We start from the raw sequence: 22,695 nt of genomic DNA, 5'->3' as shown, positions 1-22,695 counted from the left end.
CTTTCTGGCTCGGGCCGTCCCGCGCAGCAAATGAATACTCTCAGATCTGGAAACGGCATACTTAACTAGCAATACGCAATATATAAACTATTTTCCTAAACAGAATTGCGAGAACAATTGTGTAATTAACTCATCTGCATAACTTTCACCAGTAATCTCACCGAGAGTGTCCCAACAAGCCGTCATATCGATTTGTACGAGGTCGATAGGCATTCCTGCTTCAATTCCCGAAATAACGTCATTGAGGCTGTTTTTAGCCTTACGGAGCAAACCAGCTTGACGAGCACTCGTAATGATCACGTTACTGCTGTTATCTTCAATTCCGGCGTTAAAAATCTGACTGATTGTTTGCTTAATTGTTTCAATTCCATCGTTTTTTATGGCTGACGTTTGCAAGATAATATCATCAGCCTTCAATTGGACAACTGAATTAGGAGAAATAACTGGCATCAAATCATTCTTGTTAAAAATAACGATGCGGCGCTTATCTGCTGTCGCATTCAGTAACTCTATATCGTCCTCTTCTAGTTCGCGACTAGAATCCAAGACAAGAATCACTAAATCGGCTCCATTCAAAGCCTGTTTGGAACGTTCAACACCAATTTTTTCGACCTTATCATCAGTATCACGAATACCAGCAGTATCAATCAATTTCAAAGGAACACCATCAATATTGATGTACTGTTCGACAACATCACGAGTTGTTCCGGCAACATCAGTAACGATTGCTTTTTCCTCATCCAAAAGACGGTTCAACAAACTAGATTTACCAACGTTTGGTTTTCCAACAATAGCAGTAGCTAAACCGTGTTGCAAGATTTCTCCACTGTCAGCAGTCTTCAAAAGACTGTCAATTTTACCGCTGACCATTCGTGCCTTCTCCAATAGTAATTGTGTTGTCATCTGATCAGTATCATATTCGGGATAATCGATATTAACTTCGACCTGAGCCAAAGAATCCAAAATTTCTTGACGTAAATTACTGATTAAGTGGTGTAAATTACCATCCAATTGATTGACTGCAACTTGCATTGCCTTGTCAGTTTTCGCACGAATCAAATCCATAACAGATTCAGCTTGTGTCAAATCGATTCGACCGTTCAAAAAGGCCCGTTTGGTAAATTCACCTGGTTCGGCCATTCGAGCACCATAACCCAACAATAATTGGAGTACTTTATTAGTAGCAACTATACCCCCGTGGGTATTAATTTCGACGACATCTTCGCGTGTAAATGTCTTTGGTGCCAACATTACTGAGACCATAACCTCGTCGACTAAAGAACCGTCGGCAGGATCGATAATGTGTCCGTAATTGATGGTGTGACTGGCAACTTTTGTCAAATCACGACCCTTGAAAATTCTCATAGCAACTTTTACAGCTTGATCTCCGGACAGACGCACGATGGAAATAGCACCTTCCCCAGGAGGAGTTGAAATGGCTGCTATCGTGTCATATTCCGTTACTGAACTTGGCATAATAAGCTCCTTTTCTCGATTTTTAGGCATAAAAAAAGTGCATAATCCGCCAATGAATGACGGAAAAGCACCTTGACTACTTTTCTATATATAAAATATATGAACAATTTCTAAAACATCTTAACGACATTTTTGAAAATTGTCAATTATTTACGATTTTTATAGACACGCTTCTTAGCTTTTCTAAGACGACGTTCTTTTTCTTTCTCAGCCTCTTCAGCTTCGCGTTGTTCACGACGATACTTGAATGGGTTTTGGAAAGCCAATGTCTGAAGAACTTGGAACGCATTAGTGATAACCCAGTAGATTGTAATAGCTGATGGGAATGTCAATGCTGGTACGAAGATAAAGATAGGCATGACCCAAGTCATGATCTTTGTCGTCGCATTTTGTGTTGGCTGTGAGTAGCTTGAAATGTATGTACTTAAGAAAGTAAATACAGCTGCTAGGATAGCCATGATGTAATATGGATCGGCTTTACCAAGTTGCATCCATAAGAATGTACCATCACGCAATTGGGTGGTCTTATAAATGGCTTGATAGAGAGCGAACATAACTGGCAACTGAACAACTAATGGTAAACATCCAGCAACCGGGTTCACTCCTGCTTCACTATATAGCTTCTGTGTCTCTTCACGCAGTTTCTGTTGTGTATCCGTATCTTTAGCTGAATACTTCTTCTGAAGTTCCTGCATCTGTGGCTGAATCTTCATCTGTTTATTCATACTTCTGATTTGGAACCAGTTAAGTGGTAACAGAATAACTCTAATAATCAATGTGAAGATAATGATTGCCCAACCATAACTGTTATGAACCAGTGAAGCTAACCAAAGGATAAATTGCGAGAAACTATACAAAATATAGTGATCCCAGAATCCGGTACTGTGGCTAGTAATTGGCTCGTTTAGGTTTGAACATCCAGCTAGAACCAAGACAACACTAAGTAACAGAGCGATACCTATGTATTTCTTTAAGCTTTTCTTATTCACTTTTGCACCTATATTAATTAATATTTTGTACCCTAATTTAATACTTTACCTAATTTCAATAAATGTACAATATTTTTCTTGGATTCAAACATATCTAAATCTACCGCCGGTTTTCTTGCAATAATCAAGAAATCCAATTCTGAAGGAATTTCAGGCTTCAATTCCAAAAGAGATTGGCGGATGTATCTTTTAACACGATTACGTCCGACTGCAGTATGTGAAACTTTCTTTCCGACAGAAATTCCGACACGAAAATGCTTTTGCCCCTCTTTAGGCATCGTGTACAAAACAAAATTACGGTTTGCTACGGATTTTCCCTTGGAATAGACATATTGAAACTCATTTTCTTTTTTTATTCGATAACTTTTTCTCATATGTCACCAGTCTACTCTCGTTCTGTAATAAAAAAAGACCACCAAATTGTTTAGTGATCCTTCAAAACTAAGCTGATAATACTTTGCGACCCTTTTTACGGCGTCTTGCTAAAACTTTGCGACCATTACTTGTGCTCATTCTTTTCATGAAACCATGGACGCGTTCACGGTGACGCTTCTTAGGTTGATAAGTTCTCTTTGTAGTCATCAATAAACCTCCTGACTCTTTTTTATATTTAAAATATTCACTTCTTCAGACAATTGCTTAACTATAATAGCATGTTATGCCAACTTTTTAAATAACTAATTTCCTATAAAAGCAAGTTTTTTTATAATTTTTTCGCAATTTAGTTTGTGGATAATTTGTGGAGTAATTTTACAACTTATTTTTTCCACAAGAGTATAAACAAACTTTTCCAACGAATCATTTTACTGTGTTTAGGTTTTCCACAGGTATTGTTAATTTCTTGTTTTTTGTTTGTAACGCCTGATAGTATTGACTTTTATTTCACACAATCTGTGGATAACTATGTGGACAGTTTTTATCAACAGTCTTTTTCCACAAACCTGTGGATTTAGAAAATACCCGTTGTTATTTCTTCAAAAAATAAACGTGTGTTCTGTGGAAAACTATTTAATAGAATGATAAACTATACTCTGTCATTTTAGGGACAAATTTATCCACAACCACAGATTGGGGGGAAATAATTGCAAAATATAAATAACTCAGCTGATCCAAAACTAACCGAATTTTGGGACTATTTTACAAATAAACTTAGATCTCAATTAACTTCTGTCAGTTATTCAACTTGGGTTGAAAGTGCCAATCCTTTATATATAGATGGTAATAATATTTATATTTCAGTCCCAACAAAACTACACAAAGATTATTGGGAAAGAAATTATACCGAAAAAATTGCTATTTATTCATATGAGTTAAATGGAACAGAACTGAATCCAATCATCGAAAATGATGAAGAAAACAACAAAAAAGAGGAGCAAACAGTTGCTCCTCAAGCTGAACAGTCTACAGATACTGCTCAGCCAAAGCATATTTTCCATAATTCACATTTAAATCCAAAATATACTTTTTCTTCATTTATTGTCGGTAGCGGAAATCAGATGGCACATGCAGCAGCTCTGGCTGCTGCCGAAGATCCGGGCGGGGTCTACAATCCACTCTTCATTTACGGAGGCGTTGGTTTGGGTAAGACTCACTTGATGCAAGCAATTGGCCATCAAATGATCAAACTCGATCCATTAGCCAAAGTTAAATACGTAACGAGTGAAACCTTTGCCAACGACTTCATCAACTCAATCCAGATGCGGACTCAAGACGATTTCAGACAAGAATATCGAAACGTCGATCTACTATTAATAGATGATATTCAATTCTTCGCTGAAAAAGAGGGTACACAAGAGGAATTCTTCCATACTTTCAATGAGCTCTACGAAAATGGTAAACAAATCGTTATGACATCAGATCGTTTACCTAACGAAATCCCTAAACTACAACAACGATTAGTTTCCAGATTTACACAAGGCTTGTCAGCTGATATTACAGCACCCGATCTTGAAACTAGAATTGCTATCTTACGCAATAAAGCTAAAGCAGAGCATCTTGAAATTCCAGATGACACACTTTCTTATATTGCCGCGCAAATTGATACCAATGTCCGTGAACTTGAGGGTGCTTTGATTCGAGTTCAAGCTTATTCGACGACTAAAAATACTGATATCACTAAGTCAGTAGCCGCTGATGCACTAAAAATCTATAAACTATCCAATGACAAAAACGGCATTTCAATCGCGAAGATCCAAAATAAAGTCGCAAAGTATTATCGTGTTACGATCCAAGACTTAAAAGGAAAGAAACGTGTCAAATCGATCGTTGTTCCACGACAAATTGCTATGTATCTATCCCGTGAGTTGACTGACAGATCACTTCCACAAATTGGAATGGAATTTGGCGGCAAGGACCACACAACGGTTATGCATTCGTGCGATAAAATATCCGAATTACTGATTAAAGATGACGATTTAAAGCGGTCTGTTAACGAACTCAAAGATGACCTTAGAAATTAACATGTTTATAACTTTTAGTTTTTCCCACAGTTATCCACAGCTGTTAATAACATAAAAATTTCAACTGTTATATATCTTTCTAATAGTTTTCCACAGTTTTAACAGCCCCTACTACTACTTCTATCTTTATATTAATTAATTAAAAAAGGGAGTTACCTATGAAATTTTCTATTGATCGATCAAAATTCATTAATCAAACAAGTAATGTTCAACGAGCAATTTCGACAAAATCATCTATTCCTATTTTGACAGGAATGAAATTGGATCTTTCGGAATCAGGCTTAACAATTACTGGTAGTAACTCAGATATTTCAATGACATCATTTATTCCTACAGAAGATGCTGATAACGATTTGAAAATTGAGAGTACCGGTTCAATTGTGTTACCTTCACGATTCTTTAACGAAATTATCAAGAAACTTCCTGGCGACAAATTTGAATTAGAGGTTTTGAACAATAATCAAACTTTAATTAAATCAGGAGTTTCAGAATTTACTATCAACGGCTTAGATGCTGTAAACTATCCACACCTTCCAGACGTTGAGGCTGATAATCAACTTGTCTTCCCAACCGATCTTTTTAAAGAAGTTGTTAATCAGACTGTTGTTGCTGTTTCAACTCAAGAAAGTCGCCCAGTACTAACTGGTGTCAACTTCCTGATTACAAACGAAGGTCTAACAGCCGCCGCTACTGATAGTCATCGTCTTTCACAACGTCGAATCAATATCACTAGTGAAGAGGATTATAATTTGATCATTCCAGGTAAGAGTTTGACCGAATTAGTTAGAACTATCGGCGATTCTGTTAAAGAAATCTCAATGTCTATTTCTGAAAATCAAGTATTATTCAATTTTGACAATATTATGTTCTACTCAAGATTACTTGATGGACGTTATCCAGAAACTGACCGCTTGATTCCGGATGATTCAAATACTCGTTTGACATTCGACTCATCTAATCTGCTTGCATCAGTTGAACGTGCGTCATTACTTTCTCATGAAAGTCGCAATAATGTTATCAAGCTTGAAATCAAAGCTGTGGATAAAAAAGCTACACTTTATGGAAACTCACCTGAAGTTGGTACTGTTGAAGAAGTTCTTGATTGTGAAAATATTGAAGGGGACGACCTAGAAATTTCCTTCAACCCTGATTACTTGAAAGATGCTTTGAGATCATTTGGCAGCAATACCACAATTGAAATGAGTTTCACATCAGCATTACATCCATTTACTTTAAGACCAGTAGAAAATCGTGATAATTTTGTCCAACTTATCACTCCAGTACGAACTTTTTAATGTGAAATCGCAAAAATAGATTGAACTTTCGGTTCAGTCTATTTTTTTTTGCAATATCAGCCAAAACGCCGTAATTTAGCGTAGAAACTTTTTTGAGATGATTTTAGTGGGTGGATACTCATTATTTAAAAAATTGCTCAAATCGCCTGATATTTAGTTCTGAGTTGTCTTTTATTGTGAAAACAACTATAATATTAGTATGTCATTAATGGATAAATCTAATAAATAGGGTGTTAACAATGTCTGAAAAAATTAAGTTAGAAACTGAATTTATAACCTTAGGTCAAATGCTAAAAGAGGCCGGTATCATTGAAACTGGTGGTAAAGCTAAATGGTTCTTACGTGAAAATTCAGTCCTTCTTAACGGCAGTCCTGAAGATCGTCGTGGTAAAAAATTACACTCTGGGGACGTCGTGGTTATCGGTGATCAAACTTTTGAAATTGAATAGATGTTTGTAAAAGAACTCAAACTTCAAAATTATCGTAACTACGAATCCTTAAAGGTCGATTTTTCACCCGCAATCAATGTATTTTTGGGAGAAAATGCTCAAGGCAAAACCAATTTATTAGAAGCTATGTACTTTTTAGCTTTGACGAGAAGCCATCGAACCTCAAATGACAAGGATTTAATTAGGTGGGGCAGTGATTTTGCAAGAATCTCCGGTACCGTGATCAAAGATAATTCCAGTCGTTTGAAATTGGATTTGGTCGTTAGTAAATCTGGAAAAAAAGCCAAATTGAATAATTTAGAACAACGTAAATTATCCAGTTACATTGGTAATTTAAATGTTGTTCTTTTTTCTCCAGAGGATCTTTCAATTGTGAAAGGTAATCCTGGGATTCGTCGTAAGTTCATTGATATGGAATTTGGCCAAATGTCGGCTCAGTATTTGAAGACAATGAGTCAATTCCGGTCAGTTTTAAAACAACGTAATGCATATTTAAAAAGACTTCAGCATCACCAAGCGAACGATATGATTTATTTAGATGTTTTGTCAGATCAGTTTGCGGCGTATTGTGCGGAAGTTGTTTTTTCACGTTTACAGTTTTTACAAAAATTGCAGGTTCATATTGAAAAGATTCATGCAAACATTACTGAAGATAATGAAAAACTAGAAATTGTTTACAATACGTTTTTCAAAACTGATGGAAAAACTCTTGAAAATATTTATGATGTTTTCAAAGATAATTTCAAGAAAAACTACCAAAAAGAGATACAACGTGGTGTGACATTATTTGGGCCACATCGCGATGATATTAAATTCCTGGTCAATGGGAAAAATGTTCAAGATTTTGGATCTCAAGGTCAACAGCGATCAGTCGCATTGAGTTTGAAATTGGCGGAAGTCGAATTGATTAAAGACCAAGTCGGAGATTATCCAATTCTTTTATTGGATGATGTTTTGTCGGAATTGGATCATAAACGACAGACCCATTTGCTGTCATCAATTAAGGGTGGCATTCAAACTTTCATCACAACGACTTCGATCGATGACGTTGATCCAGAATTAGTTAAAAATCCTAATATTTTAAATATTAAAAATGGCAAAGTTCAACAGGAGGAGATTTAATGGCTGAAGACAGAAAAGCTGAGCTGGAAAAGAAAGAAGAAAAAGTCGAAGAATATGACGCGAGTCAAATTCAAGTTCTTGAAGGACTAGAGGCTGTTCGTAAACGTCCCGGTATGTATATCGGTTCTACTAGCAAACAAGGTTTACACCATCTTGTTTGGGAAATTATTGATAATGGTATTGATGAAGCTTTAGCTGGTTTTGCTACAAAGATCGAAGTTACTGTTGAGCCTGATAACTCCATTACTGTTACCGATGACGGACGTGGTATTCCAGTTGATATTCAAAAGAAGACTGGAAAACCAGCTCTTGAAACGGTTTATACAATTTTGCATGCCGGTGGTAAATTCGGCGGTGGCGGTTATAAAGTATCTGGTGGACTCCACGGTGTTGGTGCCTCTGTTGTTAATGCATTGAGTAGTGAATTGCAGGTTGAAGTTGTTCGTGCTGGTAAACGTTACGGCATTGACTTTGAACGTGGCAAGGTCAAGGACGAAATGCATATCATTGGAGACGCTGGTGAGTTTAAACATGGAACTAAAGTACATTTTGTTCCAGATCCAGATATTTTTACCGAAACAACAGTTTACGATGACAAAGTTTTAACAACTAGAATTCGTGAACTAGCTTTCCTAAATAAAGGTTTGAAATTAACTTTTACTGATAAGAGAGCTGATACAGCTGAAAAATTAGTTTTCCACTACGAAGGTGGAATCAAGAGTTATGTTGAATTCATGGACAAGGATAAAGAGGTTCTCTTTGATGATCCAATTTATCTAGAAGGCGTACAAGATGGGATTACTGTTGAAGTTGCCCTCCAATATACTGATGAATATCACACTAACTTGATGACGTTCGCTAATAACATCCACACCTATGAAGGTGGTACTCACGAAGTTGGTTTTAAGACCGCTTTAACACGTGTTATTAACGATTACGCTCACAAAAATAAATTATTAAAAGATACTGAAAAATTGTCCGGTGAAGATGTTCGTGAAGGGATGACTGCGGTCGTTTCAATCAAGCATCCGGATCCACAATTCGAAGGTCAAACAAAGACTAAACTTGGTAATAGTGACGCTAGAACAATTACTGATCGTTTGTTCAGTGAACATTTCATGAAGTTCTTAATGGAAAATCCTAACGTTGCTAAGAAGATTATTGAAAAAGGTTCTTTGGCTACCAAAGCTCGTCTAGCTGCTAAACGTGCTCGTGAAGTAACTAGAAAACAAAATGGTTTGGAAATCAGTAATTTACCTGGTAAGTTAGCTGATAATTCAAGTAAAGATCCCGCAATTTCTGAATTATTCATTGTCGAGGGTGATTCAGCCGGTGGTTCTGCTAAGACTGGTCGTTCACGTTTAACACAAGCTATTTTGCCTATTAGAGGTAAGATTTTGAATGTTGAAAAGGCTTCAATGGACAAAATCTTGGCTAATGAAGAAATCAGAACTTTGTTCACAGCTATGGGAACTGGTTTTGGTGAGGATTTTGATATTTCTAAGGCAAGATATCACAAGGTTATTATCATGACCGATGCCGATGTCGATGGTGCCCATATCAGAACCTTACTTTTGACACTACTTTACAGATACATGCGTCCAATTGTTGATGCAGGCTATGTTTATATTGCTAAGCCACCTTTGTATCAAGTTCGCCAAGGTAAGATGATGCAATACTTTGATACTGATAAACAAAAAGATGAATTTGTTGAACAATTAGCTCCTAAACCAGAACCAAAGATTCAACGTTACAAGGGTCTTGGTGAAATGGATGCTGATCAATTATGGGAAACAACTATGGATCCTGACAAGAGAAGATTGGACCGAGTTAACCTCGATGATGCCATTGAAGCTAATGGAGTTTTCTCAATGTTGATGGGTGACAAAGTTGAACCTAGACGTGAATTCATTGAAGCAAATGCGCGTTATGCAGAAGTAGATTATTAGGGAGGATGGCAATTTAATGGCAGAGCATAGAATAGAAAATGTTAACTTGACAGAAGTCATGAAGAATTCTTTCGTGGACTACGCTGCTAGTGTTATCGTGTCACGTGCGTTACCTGATGTTCGTGACGGCCTAAAACCCGTTCATCGTCGTATCCTTTACGGTATGAATGAGTTAGGTGTTACACCTGACAAACCATACAAGAAGAGTGCCCGTTTCGTTGGTGACATTATGGGTAAGTATCACCCCCATGGGGATTCAGCCATTTACGAATCAATGGTTAGAATGGCTCAGGATTTCAGTTATCGTTACCCATTAGTTGATGGACACGGAAACTTTGGATCAATCGATGGTGATCCGCCTGCTGCTATGCGTTATACCGAAGCTCGTATGAGCAAGATGGCAGTTGAAATGTTGCGTGATATTAACAAAGATACTGTTGATCTTGTTCCTAACTATGATGGTGAAGAAAAAGAACCAATGGTTTTACCAGCTCGTTTCCCTAACTTGTTAGTTAATGGTGCAACTGGTATCGCGGTTGGTATGACAACAAATATCCCAGCGCATAACTTGAAAGAAGTTATTGATGCCTTGCACATCTTGATGAGAAATAAAGATGCAACAGTAGCTGACTTGATGAAAGTTATTCCTGGACCTGATTTTCCTACTGGTGGTATCATCATGGGTCGTTCAGGTATCCGAAAAGCTTATGAAACCGGTAAAGGTACAATTATCCTTCGTGCCAAACTTGACGTTATAACGAAGAAGAGTGGCGCTGAACAAATCATCGTGACTGAACTTCCTTACATGGTTAACAAAGCTAAGTTGGTTGAACGTATCGCTGAATTAGCACGTGAAAAGAAACTCGAAGGAATCACTGATCTAAACGATGAATCTGATCGTGAAGGTATGCGTATCGTGATCGATATTCGTCGTGACGTGAGTGCTTCAGTTGTTTTGAATAACCTTTATAAATTGACTCAATTACAAATTTCATATGGTATCAACATGGTTGCCATTGTGGGTAAGACTCCAAAGGTCTTTACACTAAAAGGTGTTCTAGTTGAATATCTAAAGCATCAAGAAGTTGTTATTAGAAGAAGAACTGAGTTCGAATTGAAACGTGCTCAGGCTAGAGCTCATATTCTTGAAGGATTGAGAATTGCCTTGGATCATATTGATGAAATTATCAGTATTATCCGTGGTTCTCAGACTTCCGCAATTGCAAAGCAAACTTTGATGGACAAGTTCAAATTATCTGACAAACAATCACAAGCTATCCTTGATATGCGTTTGGTTCGTTTGACAGGTTTGGAACGTGAAAAAGTTGAAGCTGAATATCAAGAATTATTAGTTAAAATTGCTGATTATGAAGATATTTTGGCTAAACCTGAACGTGTCGACAAGATTATTTATGACGAATTGCTTGATATTCAAGATAAATTCGGTGACCCAAGAAGAACTGAAATTCGTGCTAGTGAAGTTGCTAACATTGAAGATGAAGATCTAATTGAAGAGGAAAATATTTTAGTTGTCTTGACACATAACGGTTACATTAAACGTTTGTCTGCGGACGAATTCCGTGTTCAAAATCGTGGTGGACGTGGTGTTCAAGGAATGGGTATTCATGATGATGATTTCATTGAACAGATGATTTATACATCAACGCATGACCGTCTCTTGTTCTTTACGAACGCTGGTAAAGTTTATCGAATCAAAGGGTACGAAGTCCCTGAATATGGCCGTACAGCCAAAGGAATTCCCATTATCAACCTTTTGAACATCGAGAAGGGCGAGAAAATCGAAACTGTCATCAATGTTGATAAGGATGTTGATCCAGACAACTCATTCTTATTCTTCGTTACTAAATACGGAACCGTTAAACGGACTCCAGTTAGTGATTTTGCCAATATCAGACATTCCGGTTTGCGTGCCATTACCTTGCGTGATGAAGATGAATTAAACAATGCCTTCTTAACTGATGGCAGTAAAGTAATTATCATCGGAACTCACAAGGGCTATGCCGTAACCTTTAGAGAAGGCGATGTTCGTCCAATGGGAAGAACAGCTGCCGGTGTCCGTGGTATCAAGTTGCGTGATGAAGACTATGTAGTTGGTTCATCAATTGCCGAAGCTAGCCAAGAAATTTTGACCATCTCAGAAAATGGTTATGGTAAGAGAACTGCCGTAACCGAATACCCAATCAAGGGTCGTGGTGGTAAAGGTATCAAGACTGCTAACGTAACTGAGAAAAATGGACCAATCGCTGGTTTGACAGTTGTTGATGGCGATGAAGATATCATGTTGATCACTGATAAAGGTGTCATGATCCGTTTTGGCGTTCAAAGCGTCTCTCAAACAGGTCGTGCTACACTTGGTGTCAGATTGATCAAAGTCGATGACGATTCAATCGTTTCAACCATGGCTAAAATAGCTGATGATGAAACTGAAACTGATGAAGATGCTGAAGTTAACGACAACACCGATGATTCAACGAATGAAACACCAGCAGATAATCCGATTGATACGGACGACTCTGGTGATTCAAATGATTCAGATTCAGACGACAATGAATAAATAATAATAAATAGTAAAAAAACTAATCATTTCTGCGTACTTTAGATATGTACCCCAAATAAGGGATGCGTGTCAGGCAGAAATGGTTTTTTTTATTGCCGCCTCCGGGTTTGAGGTTACTGATATCTATTTTATATTAGCTAGTTATCTAAGCATTCTTGGTAATTTATGTACATAATTAATTATTAAACATATCAGCAGTAATGTTCTAAAATTTAATTATGTTGTGATAAAGATGACCAAAGAATAAGCAAGGAACTTAGGCGGAGGTTGTCAGAAATATAGTCATGCAATGGGGGTGGCGTTATGGCTTTAGCCATTACACCACAGGGCGACTTTGGAGACTTGCCGAACTGTGGCAAGCCTTCAAATCGAGAGACGAGACCTTGGCTCGGCTCGGTCCTCATAGCAGGACTATATTTCTGACAACCGGAGACGGCATCTCCAATATTTTTCAAATCAAAATTATTCCTAGTAATTACAGACGACTTATGATAGAATTATCATTCGTGAGTATAAAATGTAGTTAATTTATGCTCCTTGTTCCTTCATTGAGAAGGAACCATTAGACCATAAGGAGGTGTACAGTCATGGCTGAAGCACATTACGAAATCACATATATCATTAAACCTGATATGGAAGAAGACGCAAAGAAGGTATTGATCGATCGTTTCGATAAGATTCTTACTGACAACGGCGCCAAAGTAATCGACTCAAAAGACTGGGAAAAGAAACGTTTAGCATATGAAATCGCTAATTACAAAGAAGGTATTTACCATATCGTAAATGCTGAATCTGATAACGATGAAGCAATCAACGAATTTGACCGTCTTTCAAAGATTGAAGATAACATTCTTCGTCACATGATCGTTAGACGCGAAAACTAGACTTGTTTCACGTGAAACATTTTAAGGAGGCAGATAAATGATTAATCGAGTAGTTTTAGTTGGACGCCTGACACGTGATCCCGAATTGAGATATACTTCTAGCGGAGCTGCGGTTGCCAGTTTTACAGTTGCTGTAAACAGACAATTCACAAATTCTCAAGGAGAACGTGAAGCCGATTTTATCGGTTGTACTATTTGGAGAAAAGCTGCCGAGAATTTTGTCAACTTCACTAAGAAGGGTTCACTTGTCGGTATTGATGGACGTATTCAAACAAGTTCATACGATAATCAACAAGGGCAAAGAGTCTACAGAACAGATGTTATTGTAGAAAACTTCTCCTTGCTTGAATCTCGTGCCGAAAGTGAAAGACGTGATTCTGGTTCTGGTAGTGCTAATTATTCAAATAATAATCAAGCACCTAGCTACAATAATTCCAATCAATCAAATCAGTCTCCGGTAGGAAACAATAGCAACAGTAATAACAACTTTGGCGGCAACAATGCCGGTAACAGTAGTAATTACAACAATAGTAGTAGCAATACTACCAACAACAATAATAATAACAATAATCAATCTAACAATAATAACAGCAGTAATGCTGATCCATTTGCTGACAACAGTAAGCCAATCGACATTTCTGATGATGATTTACCATTTTAATATAGAAGGGAGCAATTAATAATGGCCCAACAAAGAAGAGGCGGACGTAGAAGACGTAAAGTTGACTTCATCGCTGCTAACCATATCGAATACATCGATTACAAAGATACAGATTTACTTAAGAGATTTATCTCAGAACGTGGTAAGATTTTACCAAGACGTGTTACAGGTACAAGTGCTAAGAACCAACGTAGCTTAACTGTAGCTATCAAGAGAGCAAGAATCATGGCTCTACTTCCATTCGTTGCTGAAGACTAATTTTTTGAAAATTAATTAAAGATCACTTTTAGGTGGTCTTTTTTTGAACCCTAAAAAAGCGAAATCCATTCTTGATCCTAATGTCCGTCATGAATTGACTGATCTTAGGGTCTATTTTTATAACGTGAATGTCATATATAATTGACATAAATACGTTTATATTCTACAATCCAAGTGTAATATATATATGACACTTTAGAATGAAGGATAAATGAATGAATCATGTTCGAGAATATCGTCGTAATCTAAAATTATCGCAAATGACACTAGCTGAGAAGGCCGGTGTAGCTAGGCAAACCATTAATTTAATTGAGAACGATAAGTATAATCCGTCTTTGGATTTATGTCTGAAATTGGCTTGGATACTAGAGACTGATTTGAATACGCTTTTTTGGAGGGAGAATAATGAAGATTAAGTGGGACGATAAAATCATCAAAAAGTTTTTTGGAATTCCTGGAATAATAGATGAACGTGTCAAAAATGAAATTGGTCAGAATTCAATAAAAACGATAATCGTCTTGTTTGTATTTGAATTTCTATTTGTCATTGGAACATTTATATATGCCGCATCAGGATTGGTAGATGATTTTGAAAATTTCTTCTATGTAAGTACATTGATTCAATTGTTAGCGATTTCATGGATTGCGGTGTTCTTTTCAATGATTCCATTGCGTCGTCTTGGTTTGATTGATCGAGAAACTACTGATAAAAATAAACCACAAAAAATCAAACAAATTCGTTTAAAATGGCTAAAAATGTTACCTTTAGATTTTGGTTCCTTTTGGGTAATTAATTCACTATTAGATTTTTCTAATAGGAACTTTTTAACTGTTTTATTAAATCATCAAACAATAATTGAGGCATTAATTTTTACTATTTTTTTCAGTGGAATTATGTATTTATGGGAAAGCCATCTTATTCGTGTTGTCAAAGAAGATACATTTTGAATATCTTTGATTAGATAAGAAATCCTAGTTAAAATAGCCGAAAATATTTAATTAGCACTACGTGTTATATATGGAGAAAGAAGAAGTCGCCTGTGATAAAATTAAAGGGTATATCTAAGAGGGGACTATTATGAAAAAGATAAAAGCTAATCTGGAATTCTTCCTTTCACGAGTTGATCATTCAACTCAACTTACGGCGGTCTCTTTGATTGTTATGTTATTTTCGATTTTAATAGTTGGTTTGATCCATGGCTCTGCAGTCGGTTACATTCAAGCTATACTAGTAATTATCTCGTTAATATTATTTGTTTATTTATTCCTATTATTAGGTGAAAAAGCAGGTAAATATACTAACAATTTGCAGTATCGAATAGATCGGGGAACAGATAACAGTTTTGTAGAGTATCCATTAGGAATACTGCTATATGACACTGATAAACAGATTCAGTGGGTAAATCCGTACTTTGTTGAAGAGACAGGATTTAATCCATCTAATAACATGACTATCGGCGATGTATCAGCTAAATTAGCTAGTATGATCGATAGTGAAGATCCTGCGGGGAACCAGACGATTCAAATAGATGACAAGTATTATTTAGTACAAGTTCAAACGGAACTTAAAGTTATCTATCTGATGGATATTACACATTACACTAAAGTCGAAAAGAGATATGAAGAAAATCGTTCTGTTATCGGACAAGTGTATTTAGATAACTATGCGGAAATTACTCAGTCGATGAGTGATCGTGATATTTCCAACTTGGATAATTATATTACCAACGAATTGTCAAATTGGGCTTCAGAACAGCAAATGTTCTTGAAACGTATCGATGACGATCATTTCTTTATTATGGCCTATACAGGTCGGATTTTTGAAATGGAAAAAAATGGTTTTAAAATTCTTGATGTTATCCGTGAATACACATCACAACAGAATGTTCCTTTGACACTAAGCATGGGCTTTTCATATGGTATCGACGATTTACATAAATTGAACGATGAAGCTCAAAAGAATCTTAACTTGGCTCTTGGACGTGGTGGTGATCAGGTTGTTGTTAAGGAAATTGGTGAAAAAGCTCGTTTCTATGGCGGAAATACTGATCCAATGGAAAAAAGAACACGTGTTCGTGCTAGAATGATTAGTGAGGCACTCCAAGAGTTACTCAAAGATAGTGATCAGGTTATTGTTATGGGTCACTCGCATCCTGATATGGATGTTTTGGGTTCATCCCTTGGTATCAGAAGAATTTCAATAATGAATAATACTCCATGTAAGATCGTCATTAATCCGAATACTTTGCACTCTGACGTTAGCCGATTGCTTGGTATGATCGATGAAAATCCTAATATTAAAAAGGATATTATTTCACCTGAGGAATCTGAAGCTATCAAAACACCAAGAACATTGATTGTCATGGTTGACCACTCGAAACAGAGTATTTCCATCAATCCTGATTTGTTTAAAGGTGATAATAATAAAGTTGTCGTTATTGATCACCATAGACGTGGCGAAGAATTCCCAGAGAATCCAATGCTGATCTATATCGAACCATATGCATCATCAACAAGTGAATTGATTACTGAAATGCTTGAATATCAGCCTAAGAATAAAAAAGCGGTCGAGAAAATCGAAGCTACAGCGTTATTGGCTGGTATTACAGTTGATACCAAATCATTTTCACTCAGAACTGGTACCAGAACCTTTGATGCGGCCAGTTACTTGCGTTCTGTGGGTGCTGACGAGACGGTTATTCAAAATGTCTTGAAAGAGAACATCGACTCCTTTATTCAAAAGAGTCACTTGATTGAAACAATTACGATGGTCAATGGCAACATGGCGGTGTGTTTTGGTGAAGAAGATCAATCATACGATCCAGTTATTGTTGCCCAAGCGGCTGATACATTGTTATCATTAGATAATGTTGAAGCATCATTTGTTATTAGCAAACGTCCAGATGGTCGAGTTGGTATTTCGGCTCGTAGTTTGGGTAATGTTAATGTTCAAGTCATTATGGAGAAACTTGGCGGTGGTGGACACTTGTCTGATGCCGCAACTCAAATTTCTGATTCAACGGTCGAGGATGTCAAAAATCAGTTGATTGATGTATTGACTGAATCTAATAAGAAGAACTAAGAGGAGGATTCATATAATATGAAAGTTATTTTCCTAGAAGATGTTAGAGGTAAAGGTAAGAAGGGTGAACTAAAGAATGTTGCTGACGGTTATGCCCAAAACTTCCTAATTAAGAATAAAAAGGCTATTGAAGCAACAACTGCCAATATGGCTAAATTAAAAGCTGAACAAAACCGTGAAGCAATGGATTATGAAGCTGAAAAAGAAGAAGCTAAGGTTTTGAAAACTAAGATTGAAGACGACAAGACAATTGTTGAAATTTTAGCCAAAGCAGGAACTGATGGCCGCCTATTCGGTTCAGTTACAACTAAGAAGATTGCTGAAGAACTCAATAATCAATACGGCATTAAAGCCGATAAACACAAGATGACACTAGCAGATGGTGTTAAGGCACTCGGATACATTAACGTCCCCGTTAAATTGTTTGAAGGTGTCGAAGCAACCATTCGTGTACACGTTGCTGAAAAGAAGTAGGAATAAATGAATAATGATATAACGTCAAGAATACCGCCCAATGATAAGGATGCCGAGCAAGCCGTATTAGGAGCGGTTTTTCTTAGTCAGGATGCTTTAATTGAAGCAATGGAATACGTTGAAGCTGATGATTTTTATCAACATGCTAATCAATTAGTATTTCAGGCCATGATGAATTTAAACGATGAGGAAGAACCTGTCGATGTTGTTACGGTTCAAAATGAACTTGATCGTTTGAATCAAATTGAGGATATTGGCGGGGTCAGTTATTTGGCTGAATTAGCTAGTGCTGTACCAACAGCGGCCAATACAACTTATTATGCCAAAATCGTTAAGAACAAGTCGACTTTGCGCCGTCTGATCAACGCTGCTACAGGTATCGTTCAACGGAGTTTTGAAGGTGACGATGATGTAGATAGTATTATTGATTTATCCGAAAAAGAGATTATGGATGTTTCTGAAAACCGAAATCACAAGGGCTTCAGAAGAATCTCAGATGTTGTAAAATCTTCATTCGAAGAAATCGATAAGCTCTATGACCAAGACAGTGATGTCACTGGGCTTTCAACGGGATACAAAGATCTTGATGCCATGACGACTGGGTTACATAAAGATGAATTAGTCATCTTAGCCGCTCGTCCTGGTGTTGGTAAGACCGCTTTTGCTTTGAACTTAGCTCAGAATGCGGCGACAAAATCTAACGCAACAGTAGCCATTTTTTCATTGGAAATGGGTGCTGAATCGTTGGTTAACCGTATGCTCTGTTCAGAAGGTAGTATCGATGCCAATTCATTGAGAACTGGTCAATTGGATGAAAATCAATGGAACAGTCTTGTCGTTGCCATGGGTAGTCTGTCACGAACGAACGTCTATATTGACGACACCCCTGGTATTAAGATGGCTGAAATTAGATCAAAATGTCGTCGACTTTTAAAAGAGAGCGGCAAATTAGATTTGGTTATTATTGATTATTTGCAACTTATCGAAGGTACCGGTCAAGAAAATAGACAACAAGAAGTTTCGGTTATTTCTCGTAATTTGAAAAAATTAGCAAAAGAATTACATGTACCAATAATCGCATTGTCACAGCTTTCCCGTGGTGTTGAAGCTCGTCAAGATAAGCGACCAATGTTGTCAGATATCCGTGAATCTGGTTCAATTGAACAGGATGCGGATATCGTAGCTTTCCTTTATCGTGATGATTATTATCGTGATGAAGATGGCGATGACAATAATAATAGTGAGCCACAAGAGGAACCGGAAGATCAAGATGTTGGTGAGGTTGAAGTCATCATCAGTAAGAACCGTTCGGGTCCTCGTGGGACTGCCAAGTTATTGTTCGTGAAATCTTATAATAAGTTTTCATCGATCGCGAATATTCCAGAAAATTAAATAGTGTAGGTGTAGAAGAAATATGACAACAGTTGTTGTAGTAGGTACTCAATGGGGCGATGAAGGTAAAGGAAAGATTACCGATTATTTCAGTGGTGAAGCTAACATTATTGCACGTTACCAAGGTGGAGATAATGCTGGACATACCCTCAATATCGATAATCACGTTTACAAATTGAGATCTGTTCCATCAGGTATTTTGTATTCAGATAAGACTAGTGTTATTGGAAATGGAGTTGTTTTAAATCTTGAATCACTTCAAGAAGAGCTTGGTCGTCTGCACGAACAAGGCGTTGATACAACTAACCTAAAAATTTCTAACCGTGCACAGTTGATTTTGCCTTACCATATCGAACTAGACAAGCTTCAAGAAGCTGCTAAAGGTGATTCTAAGGTCGGAACAACTAATAGAGGTATTGGACCAGCTTATACTGACAAAGCATCACGTGTGGGTATTAGAATGGCTGATATTCTTGATAAAGAGTTGTTCAAGGAACTTTTGACAGAAAACCTTAAGCAAAAGAATGAACTATTTACTAAGATTTACGGTGCCGAACCAATGAATTTTGATGATATGTTTGAAAAGTATTATCAGATTGGTCAAGATTTAAAGGATCGTGTTATCGATACATCTGCCTATTTGAACAGAGAATTAAAGAACGGGAAAAATGTTTTATTTGAAGGTGCACAAGGAATCATGCTCGATATTGACCATGGTACCTATCCTTATGTAACTTCATCAAATCCTGCTGGTGGTGTGACAACCGGAGCCGGAGTCGGTGCGCCATTGATCGATAAAGTAATTGGAGTTGTGAAAGCTTATACATCACGAGTTGGTGCAGGTCCATTCCCAACCGAACAATTAAATGATACAGGGGACTTCTTGCGTGAAGCCGGTCATGAATACGGTACAGTAACACATCGTCCTCGTCGTGTCGGCTGGTTGGATCTAGTTGTTCTAAAACATTCATGTAACGTTTCTGGAGTAACACATCTATCACTTAACTGTTTAGACGTGTTAACAGGATTAAAAGAAATCAACGTCTGCACAGGATATGATTTGAATGGAAAAATCATTGATGAATATCCAGCAAACTTGAACGTTTTAGCAAAATGTAAGCCAGTGTATAAGACATTCCCAGGATGGGAAGAAGATATGACACAAGCTAAGAGCTTAGATGATTTACCACAAGCAGCTAGAGATTATTTGGACTTTGTGAAAGACCAATTAGGCGTTGAATACGCTACAGTTTCAGTTGGTCCTGATAGAGAACAGACGATTGAAGTAAATGACGTGTGGACTAATTAGAGAGAGCGGAACAAGGGCGGTCAGCTCCTGAGCATTTGCGTAGCTTCACGAATTATCCGCGTACTGTGCGGATGATTTGGGAAGGTATGCAAAGCGGAAGGAGTTGCCCTTGTGTAGCTCGTTTTAATTAGAGAGAGAAGCAGGCCCGGGAATTTCCGAGCATTTGCGTAGCTTCACGAATTATCCGCGTACTGTGCGGATGATTTGGGAAGGTATGCAAAGCGGAAGAAATTGGCCTGTGTAGCTCGTTTTAGAGCCACCGCATATATGAATCAACCGAACCAACCAAGTTTTCAAATCAAAAACTAAAATAACTAAACTAAATTCAACAACAAACTAAATCGGTCCTGAGAGGAAAAATTCTTAGGACCGATTTTTTATTTTCCAAACATAATTCTTGCATTCTAAAAGCAAGATGTTATTATAATCATAACAAGTTAACAATAAAGTAACATCTAATAGAAAGTAGGATAAATTTATGACAAAATATGCAATAACTGGCGTTACCGGACACTTTGGAAAAAATGCGATACAAGAATTGGCAAAGTTAGTATCACCAACAGACATCATTGCTTTGGCTCGTAATACTGAAAAAGCGGCAAAAACCGCACCAGCAGGTGTTGAAGTACGTCCGGGAGATTATACTGATGAAAAGCAATTAGAGGCATCGCTTAAAGGCGTTGACCGACTACTATTAATTTCATCTCAACCAGGTGGACCAGTGGCACGATTGACTCAACACGAGAATGTGATCACGGCTGCCAAAAATGCTGGTGTAAAATACATAGCTTATACAAGTTTTCCTCATGCCGATAAGGCAACAGTTCCTTTAGCTGCTGATCATATTGCCACTGAAAAATTTATTAAGGAATCAGGTATGAATTATTCATTTTTACGTAATAACTGGTATTTAGAAAATGAAGCAGCCAGTTTAAAAGCTGCCGCTAATGGTCAACCGTTGGTTTATTCAACTGGTGATAGTCAAGTAGGGTGGGCTTTGGAAAGTGAATATTCTGAAGCTGCGGCCAAAGTTTTAGCTACTACCAAGACTAAATCAGTCTATGAATTTGCTGGAAAAGGTCGGACATACCAAGACTTAGCAAATGCCTTAGGTGATGTCAAAACTGTCTCCATTAGTGATGAAGAATATCAAAAACAACTTCAAACAGCAGGAGTAGATGCAGGAACAATTGGAATTATTATCTCGATTCAAGATTTAATTTCTGAAGGTGCCTTGGAAGAGAAAACTGCTGATTTACCAGATGTACTAGGACGAGAGTTGGAACCACTGAAACAGGCATTACAGACAGTTATTAGTGAATAATGATTGTCATATATGTACCAAATGCTATGATATTAAAAGGTATTTACTAGGAGGCGAAAAATATGAAATTTTCCAATAAATTGAGCGATGGAGTCCATATTCTGGCTTATGTCGATATTTGTAAAGATGGAGATTTATCCAGCGCTGCGATTGCTAGTAGTATTGAATCAAATCCTAGTTTAGTTCGTCGGATGATGTCACGGTTAAGTAAAGCTGGGTTGCTAATAAGTCGACCAGGTGTAGTAGCTCCAAAATTAGGACGTCCAGCGTCTGAGATTACCCTTCTAGACGTTTACAGAGTGATGGAGGACAACCAAAATCTACTACATATTGACGAAAAGACTAATCCAGCCTGTATCGTGGGTGGAAACATTCAAGAAACTTTAACGGACATCTATGATCAAATTCAAAAGAATGCTGAAGATAGTATGGCACAAGTATCCTTACAAGAAATTATCGATAGTATATTAGTTAATAATCAAAAGAAAAAATAAAAGACAATTCATTTTCTGAAAAATCAGAAGAGGAATTGTTTTTTTGTTTAATAACTGAAGGTTTAGGTAAGTATGCCGTTTCCAGAGCTGAGAGTATTCAATTGCTGCGCGGAACGGCTCGAGCCAGAAGGCGGTCTCGAACCTCGGTTGAAGCCTCGCAAAACCCGCGAGTTTTCAACACGCCCGGTGGTGTAATTGCTGAAGCAATAACGCCACTTTCGCTGCAAATGAATACTCTCAGCTTTTCCAACTAGTTTTTGCTTTTTATTTGGTTTGAATCTCTTCGTACGAAAGACCCAAATTGAACGTTGCGAGTTAGTTAATGTCAATCAATCCATAAAATAACAAAGAGTCGGAAGAGCTGCGAGTATTAACCAGCTGTGGATGTGGCGTAATGGCTAAAGCCATTATGCCACCGGGCGAGTTTGGAGACTTTCCGGTCTATGGAAAGGCTTCAAACCGAGGTTCGAGACCGTACCTCAGGCTCGGACCGGTCCGCA

General features: G+C 37.4%; 21 protein-coding genes. 17 read left to right on the top strand and 4 right to left on the bottom strand.

Annotated elements, in window-relative coordinates; genetic code table 11:
• Positions 1-87: 87 nt before the first annotated feature.
• The 4 genes from mnmE to rpmH form a co-directional block, all read right to left on the bottom strand.
• Entirely contained in the window at positions 88-1,476 is a 1,389-nt protein-coding gene (mnmE, locus tag FFM71_RS08880) for a tRNA uridine-5-carboxymethylaminomethyl(34) synthesis GTPase MnmE (RefSeq protein WP_137611824.1), read from the bottom strand.
• Positions 1,477-1,622: 146 nt separating this feature from the next.
• Positions 1,623-2,465: a membrane protein insertase YidC gene (gene yidC, locus FFM71_RS08875; RefSeq protein WP_137611823.1), complete on the bottom strand. Its 843-nt coding sequence runs from the start codon at positions 2,463-2,465 to the stop codon at positions 1,623-1,625.
• 32 nt (positions 2,466-2,497) lie between these two features.
• Positions 2,498-2,839 (bottom strand): ribonuclease P protein component, encoded by a 342-nt coding sequence (rnpA, locus tag FFM71_RS08870; protein WP_137611822.1) that lies wholly within the window; start codon positions 2,837-2,839, stop codon positions 2,498-2,500.
• 67 nt (positions 2,840-2,906) lie between these two features.
• Positions 2,907-3,047: a 50S ribosomal protein L34 gene (gene rpmH / locus FFM71_RS08865; RefSeq protein ID WP_025085419.1), complete on the bottom strand. Its 141-nt coding sequence runs from the start codon at positions 3,045-3,047 to the stop codon at positions 2,907-2,909.
• 500 nt (positions 3,048-3,547) lie between these two features.
• Here rpmH and dnaA point away from each other — a divergent pair, with 500 nt between their 5' ends.
• The 17 genes from dnaA (at position 3,548) to FFM71_RS08780 (ending at position 22,195) form a co-directional block, all read left to right on the top strand.
• Positions 3,548-4,924, top strand: a complete 1,377-nt coding sequence (dnaA, locus tag FFM71_RS08860) for a chromosomal replication initiator protein DnaA (protein ID WP_137611821.1) — start codon at positions 3,548-3,550, stop codon at positions 4,922-4,924.
• A 158-nt stretch (positions 4,925-5,082) separates the two neighbouring features.
• On the top strand, positions 5,083-6,219 hold the full coding sequence (gene dnaN / locus FFM71_RS08855; RefSeq protein WP_137611820.1) for a DNA polymerase III subunit beta: 1,137 nt from the start codon (positions 5,083-5,085) through the stop codon (positions 6,217-6,219).
• A gap of 239 nt (positions 6,220-6,458) precedes the next feature.
• Positions 6,459-6,668 carry a S4 domain-containing protein YaaA gene (gene yaaA / locus FFM71_RS08850; protein ID WP_137611819.1) on the top strand — a complete coding sequence of 70 codons (210 nt, stop codon included), beginning with the start codon at positions 6,459-6,461 and terminating at the stop codon, positions 6,666-6,668.
• Entirely contained in the window at positions 6,669-7,790 is a 1,122-nt protein-coding gene (gene recF, locus FFM71_RS08845) for a DNA replication/repair protein RecF (protein ID WP_137611818.1), read from the top strand.
• A complete protein-coding gene (gene gyrB / locus FFM71_RS08840) occupies positions 7,790-9,739 on the top strand; it encodes a DNA topoisomerase (ATP-hydrolyzing) subunit B (protein ID WP_137611817.1) in 1,950 nt (649 codons plus the stop codon). Before recF ends, gyrB begins: the two co-directional genes overlap by 1 nt.
• 16 nt (positions 9,740-9,755) lie before the next feature.
• On the top strand, positions 9,756-12,314 hold the full coding sequence (gene gyrA, locus FFM71_RS08835; RefSeq protein WP_137611816.1) for a DNA gyrase subunit A: 2,559 nt from the start codon (positions 9,756-9,758) through the stop codon (positions 12,312-12,314).
• 590 nt (positions 12,315-12,904) lie between these two features.
• Positions 12,905-13,201: a 30S ribosomal protein S6 gene (gene rpsF, locus FFM71_RS08830; RefSeq protein WP_137611815.1), complete on the top strand. Its 297-nt coding sequence runs from the start codon at positions 12,905-12,907 to the stop codon at positions 13,199-13,201.
• 37 nt (positions 13,202-13,238) lie between these two features.
• Positions 13,239-13,862 carry a single-stranded DNA-binding protein gene (ssb, locus tag FFM71_RS08825; RefSeq protein WP_137611814.1) on the top strand — a complete coding sequence of 208 codons (624 nt, stop codon included), beginning with the start codon at positions 13,239-13,241 and terminating at the stop codon, positions 13,860-13,862.
• Positions 13,863-13,883: 21 nt separating this feature from the next.
• Positions 13,884-14,120 carry a 30S ribosomal protein S18 gene (gene rpsR / locus FFM71_RS08820; protein ID WP_137611813.1) on the top strand — a complete coding sequence of 79 codons (237 nt, stop codon included), beginning with the start codon at positions 13,884-13,886 and terminating at the stop codon, positions 14,118-14,120.
• A 215-nt stretch (positions 14,121-14,335) separates the two neighbouring features.
• On the top strand, positions 14,336-14,536 hold the full coding sequence (locus FFM71_RS08815) for a helix-turn-helix transcriptional regulator (protein WP_137611812.1): 201 nt from the start codon (positions 14,336-14,338) through the stop codon (positions 14,534-14,536).
• Entirely contained in the window at positions 14,526-15,068 is a 543-nt protein-coding gene (locus FFM71_RS08810; RefSeq protein WP_137611811.1) for a DUF3278 domain-containing protein, read from the top strand. The genes FFM71_RS08815 and FFM71_RS08810 overlap by 11 nt, the downstream gene beginning before the upstream one ends.
• A gap of 130 nt (positions 15,069-15,198) precedes the next feature.
• Positions 15,199-17,202 (top strand): DHH family phosphoesterase, encoded by a 2,004-nt coding sequence (locus FFM71_RS08805; RefSeq protein WP_137611810.1) that lies wholly within the window; start codon positions 15,199-15,201, stop codon positions 17,200-17,202.
• 18 nt (positions 17,203-17,220) lie between these two features.
• Positions 17,221-17,676, top strand: coding sequence for a 50S ribosomal protein L9 (rplI, locus tag FFM71_RS08800; RefSeq protein WP_137611809.1), 456 nt, complete (start codon positions 17,221-17,223; stop codon positions 17,674-17,676).
• A 6-nt stretch (positions 17,677-17,682) separates the two neighbouring features.
• On the top strand, positions 17,683-19,068 hold the full coding sequence (gene dnaB / locus FFM71_RS08795; protein WP_137611808.1) for a replicative DNA helicase: 1,386 nt from the start codon (positions 17,683-17,685) through the stop codon (positions 19,066-19,068).
• Between the two features lie 22 nt (positions 19,069-19,090).
• Entirely contained in the window at positions 19,091-20,377 is a 1,287-nt protein-coding gene (locus tag FFM71_RS08790; RefSeq protein WP_137611807.1) for an adenylosuccinate synthase, read from the top strand.
• A 478-nt stretch (positions 20,378-20,855) separates the two neighbouring features.
• Complete coding sequence (locus FFM71_RS08785; RefSeq protein WP_137611806.1) at positions 20,856-21,701, top strand: NAD(P)H-binding protein; 846 nt, start codon at positions 20,856-20,858, stop codon at positions 21,699-21,701.
• A 62-nt stretch (positions 21,702-21,763) separates the two neighbouring features.
• Positions 21,764-22,195 (top strand): Rrf2 family transcriptional regulator, encoded by a 432-nt coding sequence (locus tag FFM71_RS08780; protein ID WP_137611805.1) that lies wholly within the window; start codon positions 21,764-21,766, stop codon positions 22,193-22,195.
• Positions 22,196-22,695: the final 500 nt, after the last annotated feature.

Source organism: Companilactobacillus huachuanensis, from assembly GCF_005404815.1.
GTDB lineage: Bacteria > Bacillota > Bacilli > Lactobacillales > Lactobacillaceae > Companilactobacillus > Companilactobacillus huachuanensis.
The sequence above is the reverse complement of the archived record's forward strand: the minus strand, read 5'-3'. Positions and strand labels throughout refer to the sequence as shown.